Annotated in this window: 15 protein-coding genes and 1 pseudogene; 13 read left to right on the top strand and 3 right to left on the bottom strand. The window is 70.4% G+C overall.

Annotation, left to right across the window (positions count from 1 at the left end):
• The first annotated feature begins 17 nt into the window (after positions 1 to 17).
• The 6 genes from CFN78_RS19170 (at position 18) to CFN78_RS19145 (ending at position 7,303) form a co-directional block, all read left to right on the top strand.
• Positions 18 to 518 carry a 2Fe-2S iron-sulfur cluster-binding protein gene (locus CFN78_RS19170; protein ID WP_094864222.1) on the top strand — a complete coding sequence of 167 codons (501 nt, stop codon included), beginning with the start codon at positions 18 to 20 and terminating at the stop codon, positions 516 to 518.
• Entirely contained in the window at positions 515 to 1,534 is a 1,020-nt protein-coding gene (locus tag CFN78_RS19165; RefSeq protein WP_094864221.1) for an FAD binding domain-containing protein, read from the top strand. The genes CFN78_RS19170 and CFN78_RS19165 overlap by 4 nt, the downstream gene beginning before the upstream one ends.
• Positions 1,531 to 3,612: a xanthine dehydrogenase family protein molybdopterin-binding subunit gene (locus CFN78_RS19160; protein WP_094864220.1), complete on the top strand. Its 2,082-nt coding sequence runs from the start codon at positions 1,531 to 1,533 to the stop codon at positions 3,610 to 3,612. Before CFN78_RS19165 ends, CFN78_RS19160 begins: the two co-directional genes overlap by 4 nt.
• 147 nt (positions 3,613 to 3,759) lie before the next feature.
• A complete protein-coding gene (locus CFN78_RS19155; RefSeq protein WP_094864219.1) occupies positions 3,760 to 4,962 on the top strand; it encodes an LLM class flavin-dependent oxidoreductase in 1,203 nt (400 codons plus the stop codon).
• Entirely contained in the window at positions 4,959 to 6,332 is a 1,374-nt protein-coding gene (locus tag CFN78_RS19150) for an NtaA/DmoA family FMN-dependent monooxygenase (RefSeq protein ID WP_094864218.1), read from the top strand. Before CFN78_RS19155 ends, CFN78_RS19150 begins: the two co-directional genes overlap by 4 nt.
• Positions 6,329 to 7,303, top strand: a complete 975-nt coding sequence (locus CFN78_RS19145) for an isopenicillin N synthase family dioxygenase (RefSeq protein ID WP_094864217.1) — start codon at positions 6,329 to 6,331, stop codon at positions 7,301 to 7,303. The genes CFN78_RS19150 and CFN78_RS19145 overlap by 4 nt, the downstream gene beginning before the upstream one ends.
• 128 nt (positions 7,304 to 7,431) lie before the next feature.
• Here the strand turns inward: CFN78_RS19145 and CFN78_RS19140 are convergent, their stop codons facing one another.
• The gene (locus CFN78_RS19140) at positions 7,432 to 9,378 is read right to left on the bottom strand and encodes an FAD/NAD(P)-binding protein (RefSeq protein WP_094864216.1); all 1,947 of its coding nucleotides are present in this window, start codon (positions 9,376 to 9,378) and stop codon (positions 7,432 to 7,434) included.
• Positions 9,379 to 9,755: 377 nt separating this feature from the next.
• On the opposite strand from CFN78_RS19140, the gene CFN78_RS29235 reads away from it, so the two are divergent.
• The 5 genes from CFN78_RS29235 to CFN78_RS19120 all read left to right on the top strand — a co-directional run bounded on the left by CFN78_RS29235 (position 9,756) and on the right by CFN78_RS19120 (position 13,956).
• Entirely contained in the window at positions 9,756 to 9,926 is a 171-nt protein-coding gene (locus tag CFN78_RS29235; RefSeq protein WP_165777618.1) for a hypothetical protein, read from the top strand.
• Positions 9,926 to 11,080 (top strand): YeiH family protein, encoded by a 1,155-nt coding sequence (locus CFN78_RS19135; RefSeq protein WP_094864215.1) that lies wholly within the window; start codon positions 9,926 to 9,928, stop codon positions 11,078 to 11,080. The genes CFN78_RS29235 and CFN78_RS19135 overlap by 1 nt, the downstream gene beginning before the upstream one ends.
• 229 nt (positions 11,081 to 11,309) lie before the next feature.
• Entirely contained in the window at positions 11,310 to 12,257 is a 948-nt protein-coding gene (locus CFN78_RS19130; protein WP_094864214.1) for a MetQ/NlpA family ABC transporter substrate-binding protein, read from the top strand.
• An 8-nt stretch (positions 12,258 to 12,265) separates the two neighbouring features.
• Positions 12,266 to 13,297 (top strand): methionine ABC transporter ATP-binding protein, encoded by a 1,032-nt coding sequence (locus CFN78_RS19125; RefSeq protein WP_094864213.1) that lies wholly within the window; start codon positions 12,266 to 12,268, stop codon positions 13,295 to 13,297.
• Positions 13,294 to 13,956, top strand: coding sequence for a methionine ABC transporter permease (locus tag CFN78_RS19120; protein WP_094864212.1), 663 nt, complete (start codon positions 13,294 to 13,296; stop codon positions 13,954 to 13,956). The genes CFN78_RS19125 and CFN78_RS19120 overlap by 4 nt, the downstream gene beginning before the upstream one ends.
• Positions 13,957 to 14,001: 45 nt before the next feature.
• Here CFN78_RS19120 and CFN78_RS19115 read toward each other — a convergent pair whose 3' ends face one another.
• The gene (locus CFN78_RS19115) at positions 14,002 to 14,484 is read right to left on the bottom strand and encodes a GNAT family N-acetyltransferase (protein ID WP_094864211.1); all 483 of its coding nucleotides are present in this window, start codon (positions 14,482 to 14,484) and stop codon (positions 14,002 to 14,004) included.
• A 265-nt stretch (positions 14,485 to 14,749) separates the two neighbouring features.
• On the opposite strand from CFN78_RS19115, the gene CFN78_RS19110 reads away from it, so the two are divergent.
• Positions 14,750 to 15,010, top strand: coding sequence for a helix-turn-helix transcriptional regulator (locus tag CFN78_RS19110; protein ID WP_094864210.1), 261 nt, complete (start codon positions 14,750 to 14,752; stop codon positions 15,008 to 15,010).
• Between the two features lie 2 nt (positions 15,011 to 15,012).
• The gene (locus CFN78_RS19105; RefSeq protein ID WP_133116386.1) at positions 15,013 to 15,525 is read left to right on the top strand and encodes a hypothetical protein; all 513 of its coding nucleotides are present in this window, start codon (positions 15,013 to 15,015) and stop codon (positions 15,523 to 15,525) included.
• Positions 15,526 to 15,547: 22 nt separating this feature from the next.
• Here CFN78_RS19105 and CFN78_RS19100 read toward each other — a convergent pair.
• Positions 15,548 to 15,874 (bottom strand): annotated as a pseudogene (locus tag CFN78_RS19100) (helix-turn-helix domain-containing protein); the annotation flags it as partial.
• Between the last annotated feature and the right edge of the window lie 169 nt (positions 15,875 to 16,043).

Below are 16,043 nucleotides of genomic sequence, written 5' to 3'. Positions count from 1 at the left end.
CGGGGTAACCGGGCCGCATGGAGACGACACTGACGGTCCGCGTCGACGGACGATCCCACCACCTCACGATCGACAACCGCACCACTCTGCTCGACGCGCTGCGCGAGCGGATCGGGAACAACAGCGCCAAGAAGGGCTGTGACCACGGCCAGTGCGGTGCCTGCACGGTCCTGGTCGACGGCCGCCGCACCCTGTCCTGCCTCACGCTCGCCGTGACCCAGGAAGGCGCCGAGGTCACCACCGCCGAGGGGCTGGGTGCGGAGGGGGAACTGCATCCCGTCCAGCAGTCGTTCATCGACAACGACGCCTTCCAGTGCGGGTACTGCACGCCGGGCCAGATCTGCTCCGCCGTCGGAATGCTCGACGAACACGAGCGCGGCTGGCCCTCGGCCGTCACCGCTCCGGGAGAGGCCGCCGGGCTCACCCACGACGAGGTGGCCGAGCGGATGAGCGGCAACCTGTGCCGCTGCGGCGCCTACGCGCACATCGTCCCGGCGATCCAGGAGGCCGGCCGATGAAACCCTTCGCCTACCGGGCACCGGACGACGCCGCGGACGCCGTGCGATCCGTCGCCGACGATCCGAACGCGATGTTCCTCGGCGGGGGCACCAACCTCGTCGACCACCTCAAGCTGGGCCTCGTCTCGCCCGATCTCCTGGTCGACGTCACCTCGCTGACCTCGGCCGAGATCATCGGCCTCGACGGGGGAGGGGTGAGCATCGGCGCCGCCGTGCGCAACTCCGAGCTCGCCGCCGACCAGCGCGTCCGCACCGGCTTCCCGGTGCTGTCGCAGGCGCTGCTGGCCGGTGCCTCCGGTCAGTTGCGCAACATGGCGACCACCGGCGGCAATCTCCTGCAGCGCACCCGGTGCAGCTACTTCCAGAACGTGTCGACGCCCTGCAACAAGCGCGAGCCCGGAACCGGCTGTTCCGCGCTCGCCGTGGCCGGGCAGGAGGGTCCTGGCTGGACGCGTAACCACGCGATCCTGGGCGCCTCCGAGCACTGCGTCGCCACCCACCCCTCGGACATGGCGGTGGGGATGGCGGTGCTCGACGCGCGGGTCCGCGTGCTGGGCCCTGGCGGTGAGCGCACGATCCCGCTGGCCGAGCTGCACCGGCTGCCCGGGGACGAGCCCGAGCGCGACACCGTGCTGGAACACGGCGAGCTGATCACCGGCATCGACCTGCCCGCACTCACCGGCCGCTCGGCCTACCGCAAGGTCCGCGACCGGGCCTCGTACGCGTTCGCGCTGATCAGCGTGGGTGCTGTGCTCGACATAGCCGACGGTGCCGTCCGCGACGTGCGGATCGCGCTCGGCGGTGTGGCGCACAAGCCGTGGCGGGCCTCCCGTGCCGAAGAGCGGCTGCGCGGCGCCGCACCGAGCGTCCCGAACTTCCGGGCGGCCATCGACGCCGAACTCACCGCCGCCCGGGGCCTCGACGGCCTCGACGGCGGCAACGCGTTCAAGATCCCGCTCGCCGCGGCCACTGTCACCGCCATGCTGCGCGACCTGGCCGGAGAGGAAGCAGCATGAGCGAGACACTCGACCACGCGGCCGTCGGGCAGGGCCTGGCCCGCCGCGACGGCGTCAAGAAGGTCACCGGCACCGCCCCCTACGCCTACGAGCACCCGGTGGAGAACCCGGCGTTCTGCCACCCGGTGCAGGCCACGGTGTCGCGCGGGCGGATCACCGGATTCGACGACGCCGCCGCGCTCGCCCTCGACGGGGTGCTCGCGGTGCTGAACCCAGGTAACGCGGAACGGCTCGCGGACACCGAGGACGCCGAACTGGCCCTGTTGCAGGACCACGAGGTGGCGTTCCGCGGGCAGATCATCGGCGCGGTCGTGGCCGAGAGCAGCGAGATCGCCCGTCATGGCGCCGAACTGGTGGCCGTCACCTACGACCAGGCGCCGCACGATGTGGTCCTCTCCGACCGGCGGGACGATCTGTACAAGCCCGAGGTCGTCAATCCGGCGTTCCCCACGGACTCGGACGACGGCGACGTGGAGAAGGCGCTCGCCGAGGCCGAGTACACGATCCGGCAGACCTACACCACGGCGATGTACCACCAGAATCCGCTCGAACCGCACACCACCACCGCCCTGTCCGCGGACGGGTCGCTGACGCTGTGGGACTCCACGCAGGGCGTGCACCCGGTGCGCCGCACCGTGGCGGCGGTGCTGGGCATGGAGCCGGAGACCGTGCACGTCATCTGCCCTTACCTGGGCGGAGGATTCGGTTCCAAGGGCGCGCCCAAGGCCGGCACCGTACTGGCGGCGATGGCGGCCCGCGCGGTGCCCGGCCGGGCGGTACGCCTGGCGCTGACCCGCCAGCAGATGTTCGACGTCGCGGGCTACCGCACGCCTACCATCCAGCACGTCGCACTGGCCGCGAACCGGGACGGGACGTTGACCGGGATCGCGCACGACGTCGTCGAGCAGACCGCCAAGATCAAGGAGTTCGCCGAGCAGACCGCGGTGTCGACGCGCTCCATGTACGCCGCGCCGAACCGTCGCACGTCCCACCGGCTGGCGGCGTTGGACGTCGCCGTGCCCTCGTGGATGCGGGCGCCGGGGGAGGCGCCGGGCATGTTCGGCACCGAGGTCGCACTCGACGAACTCGCCCAGCAGCTCGGAATCGACCCGATCGAGCTGCGCGTGATCAACGACCCGGCGAGCGACCCGGATTCGGGGAAACCTTTCTCCAGCCGCAACCTCGTGGCCTGCCTGCGCGAGGGGGCGGAACGCTTCGGCTGGGCGGACCGCGACCCGGCGCCGCGTTCCCGGCAGGAGGGGCGGTGGCTGGTGGGATCCGGTGTCGCGTCCTCGGTCTACCCGGTGTACCGGATGCCGGAATCGACCGCGACGGTCCGGTTCGAGAGCGGCCGCTACGTCGCCGAGATCGGGTCGGCGGACCTGGGCACCGGTACCTGGACCACGCTCGCGCAGATCGCCGCCGACGCGCTCGGCACGGACATCGCCGATGTCGAGGTGCGGATAGGGGACACGAGGTATCCCGTCGCCTCGGTCGCCGGCGGGTCGTCGGGCATGACGACGTGGGGCTCGGCGGTGGTCGAGGCCGCGCGGGAGTTTCGCGCGAAGTTCGGTGCCGACCCGGACGACGGCGACGAGATCGAGGCCTCGGTCCAGGCCAACCCGGCCGCCGAGACCTACGCGATGTACGCGTTCGGCGCGCAGTTCGTCGAGGCGCGAGTGAACGCCGACACCGGCGAGATCCGGGTGCCGCGGATGCTCGGCGTCTTCGCCGCCGGGAAGATCGTCAACCCGCGGCTGGCGCGGTCGCAGTTCCTCGGCGGCATGACGATGGGGCTGTCGATGGCGCTGCACGAGTCGTCGGTCATGGACCCGCGGTTCGGCCACGTCGTCAACCACGACCTGGCCGATTACCACATCACCGCCAACGCCGACGTGGGCCGGATGGACATCACCTGGCTCGACGAGCACGATCCGCACGTCAACGCGGTCGGCTCGAAGGGCATCGGGGAGATCGGCATCGTCGGCACCGCCGCGGCGGTGTCCAACGCGGTGCATCACGCCACCGGAGTCCGGGTGCGGGAGTTGCCGATCACGCTGGACAAGGTGCTGCGCTGAACGGTTCCGGCCCGCATCCGACACGGTGTGCGGGCCGGAACCGCCGCACGGCCGCGTGCCGTCCCAGTATCTGGATGCCGGAATGCGTGCCCGCCGGTCTCCGCTGCACGGGGTGAACCTGCTGCTCACTCACGCGGAGGCGATTCGATGGCGGACGGACGTGCACTGCACCTGGCGGTGGCCCTGAACGGTGCGGGGTGGCATCCGGCGGCCTGGCGGGCGGCCGGAGCCCGGCCCGCCGAACTGTTCACCGCCGGATACTGGACGGAGCTCGTCGCGGAGGCCGAGCGCGGCGCGCTCGACTTCGCGACCTTCGAGGACCGGCTCGGTCTGCAGTCCACACTGGACGACGGTGACGACGACCGGACCGACCAGGTGCGCGGGCATCTCGACGCCACGCTGATCGCGTCCACGGTGGCGCCGCTGACGCACCGGATCGGCCTGGTGCCGGATGTGGTCACCACGCACACCGAACCGTTCCACATCTCCAAATCCGTTGCCACGCTGGACTTCGTGAGCCACGGCCGGGCCGGGGTGCGGGCGAGGGTGTCGGCCCGCCGGTCGGACGCGGCCCACTTCGGCAGAAGGTCGCTTCCGGTGTTCGACCCGTCCTCCCCGCAGTTCCCGGGCCTGGCCGGGGAACTGTTCGACGAGGCCGCGGACCACGTCGAGGTACAGCGCAGGCTGTGGGACTCGTGGGAGGACGACGCCGAGATCCGCGACGTGGCGACCGGCCGGTTCATCGACCGGGAGAAGCTGCACTACATCGACTTCGAGGGCGCGTGGTTCGCGGTCAGGGGGCCGTCCATCACGCCGCGCCCACCGCAGGGGCAACCCCCGGTGGCGGTTCTGGCACACGGGGCCGAGGCGTACCGGCTGGCGGTCCGCGCGGCCGACCTCGTCTTCGTCACCCCGGCCGACGCCGAGGACGCGGGGGCGATCGCCGGTGACCTCCGGGCGATCAGGGAGGAACACGGGCTTCCGCCGGGCACACCGAAGGTCTTCGCGGATCTGGTGGTGTTCCTGGACGAGGGCGCCGGGGTGGCAGCGGACCGGAAGGCACGCCTGGACCAGGCGGACGGCACCGAGTACACCTCGGACGCGCGGGTGTTCGCCGGCACCGCCGCCGCACTCGCCGACGAACTCACCGTCCTCGCCGAGGCCGGCGATCTGGCCGGGTTCCGGTTGCGGCCGGCCGCGGTGCCGCACGACCTGGAGGCGATCACCCGCACGCTGGTGCCCGAACTGCGCGCCCGCGGACTCTTCCGGGAGGAATACACGTCCTCGACCCTGCGGGGGCACCTCGGCCTGTCCCGGCCGGCCAACCGCTACCCGGAGGTGACCGCATGAGCGCCCCGCGCAAGCAGATCCACCTGGCCGCCCATTTCCCCGGGGTCAACAACACCACCGTCTGGAGCGACCCGGCGGCGGGCAGCCACATCGAGTTCGAGTCCTTCGTGCACATGGCCAGAACCGCCGAGCGCGCGAAGTTCGACCTGTTCTTCCTCGCCGAGGGGCTGCGCCTGCGGGAGCAGGGCGGCCTGATCCACGACCTCGACGTCGTCGGCAGACCCGACACTTTCGCCGTGCTCAGCGCGCTCGCCGCCGTCACCGGAAGGCTCGGTCTCACCGGGACGATCAACTCCACCTTCAACGAGCCCTACGAGGTCGCACGCCAGTTCGCCAGTCTGGACCACCTGTCGGACGGCCGGGCCGGATGGAACGTGGTGACCTCCTGGGACGCGTTCACCGGCGAGAACTTCCGCCGCGGCGGTTTCCTTCCCGAACAGGACAGGTACGAGCGCGCGAGATCCTTCCTGAGCGCTGCCTCGCTGTTGTTCGACTCGTGGCGCACCGGCGACGTCGCCGTGGACGTGGACGCGGGCCGGTTCCTGTCCCGTGCCGGGGCGGGCGATTTCGCCTACCGCGACCGGCATTTCGACATCTCCGGCCGTTTCGACGTGCCCCGTTCACCGCAGGGCAGACCGGTCGTCCTCCAAGCGGGCGATTCGGAGGAGGGCAGGGAGTTCGCTGCCGCGTCCGCGGACGCGATCTTCACCCGGCACGCCACCCTCGACGCGGGCAGGGAGTTCTACGCCGACGTGAAAGGACGCCTGGCCGCCCACGGACGGCGCCCGGAGGACCTGGTGGTGCTCCCCGCGGCGACGTTCGTCCTCGGCGACACCGACGCGGACGCGGAGGAGAAGGCGGCGCTCGTGCGACGGCAGCAGGTGAGCGGGCGGACCGCGATCCTGACGGCCGAACAGCTCTGGAACCGCGACCTGTCGGCGTACGACCCGGATGGTCCACTGCCCGAGGTCGACCCGATCCCTGGTGAGAACACCGTTGCCAGGGGACGTGCCAGTACCCGGATGCACCGTGACCCGGTCGCCACCGCGCACCGGTGGCGGGAACTGGCCGAGGCCAAGGGGTTGTCGCTGCGCGAGCTGGTGATCGAGGTCAGCGGGCGGCAGACCTTCGTCGGTTCCGCCCGCACCGTCGCCGACACGATCGACGACCTGGTCCAGCGGGACGCGGCCGACGGATTCATCCTGGTGCCGCACGTGACGCCGGGCGGCCTCGACGAGTTCGCCGACACCGTCGTGCCGCTGCTACAGGAACGTGGCGCTTTCCGCGCCGACTACGAGGGTCCGACTCTGCGCCACCATCTCGGCCTTCGCACGGACTCCGGCCGTCACCGGGAACGGGGCGCGGGATGAGCACACGATCGCTTCCGGTGCTCGATCTCGGGCGGTTCCGGGCGGGAGGCGCCGAACGTGCCGCCTTCGTCCGCGAGCTGCGCGCCGCCGCGGGCGGGGTCGGCTTCTTCTATCTGCGGGGGCACGGCGTTCCGGAGCGGGTGACGCGCCGGATCGCCGACCTCGCCGCCGAGTTCTTCCGCCTGCCGCTGGAACAGCGGCTGGCGATCGAGAACGTCCACTCCCCGCATTTCCGGGGATACACCCGCGATGGCAACGAGTTCACCGGCGGTGTGCGAGACCGGCGTGAGCAGTTGGACATCGGCCCGGAACGTCCGGCCGTGGTTCCGCGGCCGGGCGATCCGTCGTGGTGGGGCCTGCGGGGGCCGAACCAGTGGCCGGACGCGCTACCGGAACTGCGGGCCGCCGCACTCGACTGGCAGCACGAGGTCGTGCGCGCGGGCCGGGAACTTCTCGGTGCGCTGGCGGTGATGCTGGGTCGCGAGGAGACCTACTTCGGGACCTGGTTCGACGAGGAAGCCGCGACACACATGAAGATCCTGCACTATCCGGCGGCCAAGGACGGTGCCGGATCGCGGGGAGCCGGGTCGCAGGGGGTCGGCGAACACAAGGACTACGGCTACCTGACGCTGCTGCAGCAGCACGAGGTCGGTGGACTGCAGGTCCGCGGCCCGGACGGCGAGTGGATCGACGTGCCGCCGAGAGCGGGCAGTTTCGTGGTGAACATCGGGGAGATGCTGGAACTCGCCGCCGGTGGCCGGATCGTGGCGACCAGCCACGGGGTCGTGCGCCCGGATGCCGACCGGCTCTCGGTCGCGCTGTTCATGGCGCCGCGCCTGGACGCGATCGTCGAGCCGCTCGACGGCCAGGGCGGTCCGGGGAGCACGCGCTACGGCGAGCACGCGCTGGCGGGCTGGCTGCGGTCGCACCCGGAGGTGGCCCGCCGCTGGTGGAGCGGCGCGCCGGGCTGACCCGAACCGGGCGGCAGGACCTCAGCTTCCGCTCGTCGCGTGTGACCACAGATCCAGCAGGAGCCGGGCGGGTCGCTGGTCGCGCACCGCCCACCGGGTGGCCAGCGCGCGCCACCAGCGTGCCACGATCACGGCTCCTCCAGGAGAAGGGCGAGGATTTCCCTTGCGACCCGGTCGTTGTGCCGGAACGACGCGGCGTTGGTGCGCGGCCTGGTGAACGCCCCTGGTGACCTTGCCGTCGTGTGCGGACCGAGCGCGAACCGCCGCGGATGCACCTGGCCGTCCGGTCGGACCACTCTGCCGTCGGCGACCCGGGTACGTATCCGGCCGGACGGCACTGTCGAACCGGAACCGTTGTACCGCAAAGTTTCCTCGGTGAGGCCGCCCCCCGCGAGCAAGTGCCGCAGCAGCGGGTCCACCGAACGCCGGAGGCTCGGTTCGGGCAGTCGCGCCTCGATCAGCGTGGCGGCGTCGACCGTGTCCGGAACGCTGTCACTGCCGGCGCGGAACGTGCCGCTCTCCTCGACGAGGTCCACCCGGGTGTCCGCGCCGAGGAACGTGACTATTCCCGCCTCCTGCAAGGCGAGCAGTTCCGCGAGCCTGCGCGGAGGAGGGCCGCTGGCGATGTAGCTGAAGAAGCCGAACCACCACCGGTCGACGTCGGTGAGCATGGACCGCCCGTCGACGGCCCCGGTGGACACCAGCGGCAGCAACGTTCCCATCACCGACAGCAGGGCGGCGAACATCCCCAGATCCGCACTGAAGTGCGGGTCGGCGCGGCGGGACAGATCCGATTCGATGTAGTCGCGGACGTGCTTGCCGAGTTCCTCGATACCGGAGAAACGCAGCCCCGCCAGCGGACGGTCGAGCGAGCGGAGGTCCAGCCGGTCCGACTCGGCGGGCACGGCGCGCTCGACGAGCGCGCGCATCCGCGGCGTGTCCCATTCCGTCTCGGCGAACGCGCGGGCGAACGACTCGAACGGAAGCCGTACCCGGTCCGGGTGCGCGCCGAACAGTTCGGCGTAGTGGCCCCACGCGAGTTCCTTCGCGATGTGCGGCCACAGGTCACGGTGGAAGTCCAGCGGCACACCGGAACGAACGAGTTCGTCGACGGTCTCGCCGCGGAAGAACCGCGGCAACTCCGGCGGCTCTCCGGGAAACCGGTAGCCGGTCTTCGCGTGGTACGGAACGCCGCGGCCGGAACCCACGTACAGCAGTGGTTCCCGGCCGCTGGGCAGGTAACGGAGGCCACCGCAGGGTTGCTCGGTGAACCGGCCGCCACGGCCCTCGGTGAGCAGCAGCATCAGGTCGACGAACGCCAGCCCGAGCCCGCGGACGATGGCGGGTTCTCCGCCCGGGACGTCCGAGTAGTCGACGTCGGCGGTGTAGCCGGGCGGGTGGTGGATGAGCCCGTGCCGCCGGGCGAACCCGGCCACCTCACCGAATTCCGCGCCCGGCTCGGCGTCGATGTGCCCGATGGTCAGCAGCACCGCATCCGCCACCACCGCTGCGCCGTGGTCGAGCACGACGAGCTGGGTGCCGTCGGCCCGGTCGACGATGTCCACGGCGCGAGTGGTGTGGATCCGCACCTCCATACCGGACGGCAGCGTGTCTGCCACCCGCCGGTACACCCAGTCGAGGTAGGCGCTCTGCAACCGCCTGGTGGGGAACCCGTCAGCTCCCAGCGCAGCCAGTTCGGCGTCCAGCTCGCCGGGTACGCCGAAGTGCCGGGGGTCCGCACGCGCCGCCGCGGCCCATTCGTGCAGCGAGGGGCCAGGGCGCACCGGGCCGTCCATGACGACCGTCTCGTCGGTGTACATGGTGACGTCCTCGGGCATGGAGTTCATCCGCAGCAGCGGCGACTGGCGGTAGCGCCAGATCCGCCCGCCTCCGGGCGGGTGCGGGTCCACCAGGTGCACTCGTATTCCGCGCCGTGGCTCCCGGGTACCGTCCTCACCGAGCGTCTCGCCGAGGTTCGCCGCCAGCCGTTCCAGGACGCCGACACCACGCGGCCCGGCGCCGATGACGGCCACCTCGAACGGTTCCGGGGCATCGGCCTGCTCGCGGTCTCGCATACGCCACCTCCGCCCGCGTCCGCGCACCCAGTGGGCCTCGGCATCCAGTAGGCATCGAATGTCCCCACATGGCAACGATGTCCGCACTGTGGACGTGCGGGGTCCCGCGGCGCCCCGTGCGGTAGCGGTGCGCGGACACGGCATATCGGCGTCGACGATCCCGCTGAGTGGAACGGCGAAACCGATCCTCGCGCCACGCGACCGTTGCTGCGTATGGTTTTCCGGTGACCGGTACCCGCTCGTCCGCCCGCGGTACGCCGACTCGGTGCGATCCGCCGGCCCGCTCGCCTCGCCGCTGAGGCCGGTACACCCCCGCGGCCGTTCCCGGCCGCCCCGGCTTCACGCACGCTCGTTACCGCATGACGAAAGGCGTCAGTGTGTCCTCCACCGAACCCGGAAACCGCGCCGATCCACCACCGTCCGCGGACGGTGAGGTCGAGCGGACGAGAACCCTGCACTTCAACGAGGACTGGGCCGCTACCATCGTCGGCCTGCTGCTGCTGACGCTCGTGCTGATCGGCGCCGTTCCGCAAGGCCTGGTGCCGTGATGGCGGAACGTTCGGCGGGCGAGCCGGCGGGAGCGGATGTCGAGGTTGCCGTACCGGCTGAGTACCCCGGCCGCGGGCGGTCCGCGGCCTGGCTGCTCGGTGGCCTGATCGCGGTTCTCGCGCTGGCATCACTGACCAGGTTCCTGGAACAGAACGTTCCGGAGTGGTCCGAGGGCACCGCGTTCGGCGACTTCGCGGCGGGCATCGAGTTTCCCGTCTACGCGATCGTGCTGGGCCTGCTGGGCAACGCGGTGCTCTCCCGTGCGGGGATCCGGGACCGGATGGCGGGCGCCTTCCGGACCGAGTTCTTCATCAAGACGGGACTGGTGCTGCTCGGCGCCTCGATCAACCTCGCGGTCATCGTCAGCTCCGCCGGCCCGGCGATCGCGCAGGCGTTCCTGCTGATCACCCTGGTGTTCGGCTTCACCTGGTGGCTCGGCGGCAAGCTCGGGCTCGGTGACAAGCTCCGTGCGCTGCTGGCGTCCGCGGTCTCGATCTGCGGGGTCAGCGCCGCGATCGCCGCCGCCGGGGCGGTACAGGCGAAGAAGGAACAGCTCGCGTACACGGCGAGTCTGGTCATCATCTTCGCCCTGCCGTCCATCTTCCTGCTGCCACTGCTCGCCGAGGGCTTCGGCCTCTCGCCACAGGTTGCCGGTGCCTGGATCGGCGGCAACATCGACACCACGGCCGCGGTCACAGCAGCGGGATCCCTGGCGGGCGAGGAAGCACTGCAGACGGCGGCGATCGTGAAGACCACGCAGAACGCGCTGATGGGCGTCGTCGCCGTGGCGCTGACCGCGTACTTCGCCCTGCGCGTCGAGCGGAAGCCCACCGCGAAGGGAATCGCGCTGCGGGAACTGTGGGCGCGGTTCCCGAAGTTCGTCCTCGGTTTCATCGCGGCCTCGGTCATCGCCACCGTCTATCTCAACGCTGTCGGCTCCGCGGAGGGGAAACCGGTCATCGAGGTGGTCAACGACCTGCGCACGTGGTTTCTGATCCTGGCCTTCGTCAGTATCGGCCTCGAGTTCCGTATCGCACCGCTCAAAGAAGCCGGCTGGCGGCCGATCGGTGTCTTCGCCTCCGCCACGGTATTCAATCTCGTGGTCGGCCTCGGCCTGGCGAGCTGGCTCTTCGCCAACGTCACCACCACCTGACCTCGTTGCGGGGCAACGACTGCGGGACGGCACGCGGGTGCCGTCCCGCAGTCGTGTCCGGCCTCGTTCCGCTACGGAATCCCGATAGCACGTGCGTCCCGGCGGGAGCAAAAACCTCGGTTCCACGCTCGGATGCTGGAATGACTACACCCCGGACCTCCGCCGCGGGCACCGTGAACGCAGAGCGGCGATCTCCCGCCGCGCCGTCCCGGAACAACGTGAGGTTGCCATGCCCGAGAACGACACCGATCCGAACGTACTTCCCGAGAAACCCCGCCGTGGCAAGGGATTCATTCTCGGAGCGGGGGCCGTCGCCGTCCTGCTGGTGGCCGCGGTCGTCACCTTCGTCGTCACCGGTCAGGACGACTCGCCCCGGGCGGACGGCCGGACCGCCGTCCGCATCGGTGTGACCGATGCCTCCTCGGAGTACTGGACGACGTTCAAGGATCTCGCCGCCGCCGAGGGAATCGACATCGAGACGGTGAACTTCAGCGACTACAACCAGGCCAATCCCGCGCTCTCCCAAGGACAGATCGATCTCAACCTGTTCCAGCACGTACTGTTCCTGGCGAACTACAACGCATCCAGCGGCGACTCACTGACGCCGATCGGCTCGACCTACGTGGTCCCGCTCGGCCTGTACTCCGGTTCGCACGGGGCGCTCGCCGAGATTCCGCAGGGCGGCACCGTCGCCATTCCGAACGATCCGAGCAACCAGGCCCGCGCGCTGCTGGTGCTGCAGGCCGCCGGACTGGTGTCGCTGCGCGGCGGGGGCAACGTGCTGTCCACTCCGGCGGAGATCGACACCGCGGCCTCGAAGGTCGGTGTCACGCCGGTGGAGGCGGCGCAGACGGCCGCCTCACTGGATTCGGTCGACGCGTCCGTGGTGAACAACAACTACGCACTCGACGCCGATCTGGACCCCTCGAAGGCGCTGTTCAACGACGATCCGGCGAGCCCGGCGGCGGAGCCCTACATCAACGCCATCGTTTCCCGTGCCGAGGACAAGAACAATCCCGCGTATCTCACGGTCGCCCGGCTGTACAAGGACAAGCGGGTAGCCGACCAGGTGCAGGCCGAGTCCCGCGGCACCTCCGTTCTCGTCGACCGGCCACAGGCGGACCTGGAGGCGATTCTCGGCCGGCTTACCGAGACCGTCCGGGCGACGGCGAACTGATCACGAGGATGTCAGTGACACCGATCATCGAATTCCGTGGCGTCCGCAAGGAGTTCGCCACCGGCGACCGGACCGTCGTGGCGCTGGACGGAATCGACCTGTCCATCGACGAGGGCGAGGTGTTCGCCGTCATCGGCTACTCCGGCGCCGGAAAGAGCACGCTGGTGCGTTTGGTCAACGCGCTGGAGCCGGCCACCTCGGGAAGCGTGCGCGTCGACGGCACCGACCTGACCACTGTGCGCGAACGGGACCTGCGCGCGGTGCGCCGGGACATCGGGATGATCTTCCAGCAGTTCAACCTGCTGCGTTCCCGTACCGTTTTCGGCAACGTGGCCTACCCGCTGCGCGTCGCGGGGTGGGACAAGGCGCGGCGCGAGGAACGGGTGACCGAACTGCTGCGGTTCGTGGGCATCACGGACAAGGCATGGCACTACCCGGACCAGCTCTCCGGTGGGCAGAAACAGCGTGTCGGCATCGCGAGGGCACTCGCGACCAGTCCTCGGATCCTGCTCGCGGACGAATCCACCAGCGCGCTGGACCCGGAGACGACCGGCGACGTACTGCGGCTGCTGCAGCGGGTGAACACCGAACTCGGCGTGACGATCGTGGTCATCACACACGAGATGGATGTGGTCCGCCGGATCGCGGACACGGTGGCGGTTCTCGACTCGGGCCGCGTCGTGGAACAGGGCAGCGTGCTCGACGTGTTCACCGCGCCGGAGGCCGTGGCCACGCGGGGTTTCGTGCAGAGCGTTCTGCACGACCGGCCCGGCGGCGAGGAACTGCGCGGCATCCGGGAGCGGCACCCCGGGCGCCTGGTCACCGCGGCGCTGCGCGACGACCGCAGGATCGGCACCGTGCTCTCCGGCGCGGTCGGCCGGCACGACGTCCGGTTCGAGATCGTGCACGGCGGCATCAAGGACCTGGGTGGGCGGTCGATCGGCAGGCTCACCCTGGAGCTGATCGGTACCGACCCCGACGTCGACGCGCTCATCGCCGAACTGCGGCAGCACACCGAGGTCGAGGAGGTACCGGCGTGAACACCAACTGGGACATCATCGGCCCGGTGCTGCTCACCGCGATCGGGCAGACGGTCTGGATGGTCTCGGCCACCCTGGTCGTGGGCGGGTTTCTCGGGCTGGTGCTCGGGGTGCTGCTCTACACCAGCCGGCCAGGGGGCCTGCTGGCCAACCGGGTCGTGTTCGCCGTGCTGAACGTCCTGGTGAACGTCATCCGGCCGGTGCCGTTCATCATCTTCATCACGGCGATCGGGCCACTGACGATCAGCGTCGTCGGCACCCAGCTCGGAACCCCGGCCGCCACGTTCGCACTGATCGTGGCGGCCACCTTCGCGATCTCCCGGATCGTCGAGCAGAACCTGGTCACCATCGATCCCGGCATCATCGAGGCGGCACGCGCGATGGGGGCGTCCCCGGCCCGCATCATCGTCACGCTCCTCGTCCCGGAAGCGCTGGGGCCGTTGATTCTCGGCTACACCTTCGTGTTCGTCGCCGTCGTCGACATGACGGCGGTGGCGGGTGCGGTCGGTGGTGGCGGGCTCGGTGACTTCGCCATCGCGTACGGCTACCAGCGATTCGACTGGGCGGTCACCGCGATCGCGGTCGCCATCATCATCGTTCTGGTGCAGGCCGCCCAGTTCGTCGGCAATCGCCTGGCGGCCAAGGCTTTGCGCCGCTGAGGCGGTACGGGGTGGGGCGGCCCGCAGTCCGCCCCACCCCTTCGTTCACACCGCCTTCGTGTAGCTGACGGTCGGCAGGGGGGTGAAGCCGAGCGACTCGTACAGGGCACGGGCGGGGGCGTGGAACCGGTCCCCGCCGGTACCGACCGAGACCATCTCCGCCCCCGCGTTCCTCATCTCCGCCACGGCGTGTTCGGCCAGTGCGCGTCCGGTGCCGTGGCGCCGCTGCGGTCCGGAGACGGCGAGGATGTCGATCTCGCCGTGACGTTCGGCCTGCTGGACGATCCAGCCGGCGAAGCCGATGATCTGCCCGTCGATGTGTGCCACGGCGGCGTACCTGCCGTGCTCCGGGTCCGCGACTGCGGCCAGGTGGCGCCGGTAGTCCTCCCGCCACGCGCCATGGCGGTTGGCGAAGACGAGCTCACCGGCGAGCGGACGGAACGAATCCTCGTAGAACGGCCGGAAAGCCGTGATCGTCAGTTCGAGAACGGCGGGAAGATCGCCGGGGTGCAGTGGACGAATGTCCATGGGAGTGCCTTTCTGCTGAGAGCGGGAAAAGCACCGCTGCCCGCGCCGGGCAACGGTGATCGTGCCCCCGGAGGGGCGTCTCTCAGGCGCGGGTCCGGTCCGCCGCGAAGCACTCCATGGCACCGACGTTAGCAAACGCCGGCCGATGCCGGCCCCGGCGCGCGAGGGTCGTCTCGTCCGGCACCGCGGGGGTTCCCGGCCGCGGACCGAGGAGAAATGTCTACTCTACTTGACTTCGTGTCTAGTTTTCTTGACACTGGGCGTCATGGGCAGGACATCGGCCAAAGGGCGGCGCAACGCCGTGCGGGCGGCGCGGACCGCCGCCGGCATGACCCAGGCGGAACTGGCCGGGCAACTGGGCGTCGCACGGCAGACGGTGGTGGCGGTGGAGGCGGGGGACTACGCGCCCTCGGTCTATCTGGCGCTGGCGATCGTCGGCGTGCTCGGCGGGTCCGTCGAGGAACTGTTCGGTGAGCGGGCCGAGGTCGCGAGTGCGGCATCCGGCAAGACAGCGACGAAGGAGTGACCGTGGAGCAGAACGAGCAACCGGAGCGAGGCGGGGACGGCTGGTTCGTGACCGCGGCCGCCGTGGCCGGCGATCTGGACAATCCCTTCTACCGCGAGGAACGCCAGCGGGACGTGTGGAACGAGGCCGCGGCGATCGGCTACCAGGTGATCCTGTTCCTGGGGCTGGCGGCGGCCGCCGGAATGCTCTGGATCGGTGGCGAACCGTCCATGCCGTACGCCGTGACACTGCTGGCCGTTCTCGGGATCGCCTCGATCATCAGCGCCGTGTACGCCGCGCGGCTGGGGGTCGACGTCGACGAGTCGACGCGGATGCTGCGGCTGCGCATGGTGCCGTTCCTCGCGCTGCTGATTCTCGTGGTCGCGGGTCTGGTGCGGGTGGCCCCGGCGGACGGGTTCGGCAGCGGACTCGCGCAGGGTGCGGTGGCGGGTGCCGCGTTGGCGGTGCTGTGGCTGGCCGTGAAGTGGATCCGTGCCCGCAGGCGGACCTCCGGCGCAGGTCCCGTGTCGAGCTGAACGTCGCTGCTCCCGGGCGGGTTCACTCGTCCCGGGGCAGGGGCAGGTCGCCGCGCGCGAAAGCGGTGGCCACGGCCGATGCCCGGTCGTTGACACCGAGCTTGGCGTAGACCTGCGACAGGTACGTCTTGACGGTCGATTCGCCGATGAACAGCTGCTTCGCCGCCTCGCGGTTGGTCGAGCCACCGGCGACCAGTTCCAGCACCTGCAGTTCACGTCTCGACAGCGGTTCGACGGCCGGCTGGCGCATCGTTCCCATGAGCCGGGTCGCGACGGCGGGCGAGAGCGCCGCCTGTCCTCGTGCGGCCGTCTCCACCGCCCGGAACAGTTCGTCCCGCGCCGCCTCCTTGCCGGCACCGTTGGGGCCCAGTATCCCGAAGATCTCGCCCTGCTCGACGGCGAAGCTGACCCGTGCAGCGCGGTGAAGCCCTCGTAGTGTTTGACGAGGTTGTCGACCTCGATAATCGTCATACCAAGAGCTTGGGGTGGGACGCGGCCGTGCCCAACCGACCGCGCGG

It is taken from the genome of Amycolatopsis antarctica (assembly GCF_002262875.1).
Classification (GTDB): Bacteria; Actinomycetota; Actinomycetes; order Mycobacteriales; family Pseudonocardiaceae; genus Amycolatopsis; species Amycolatopsis antarctica.
The sequence above is the reverse complement of the archived record's forward strand: the minus strand, read 5'-3'. Positions and strand labels throughout refer to the sequence as shown.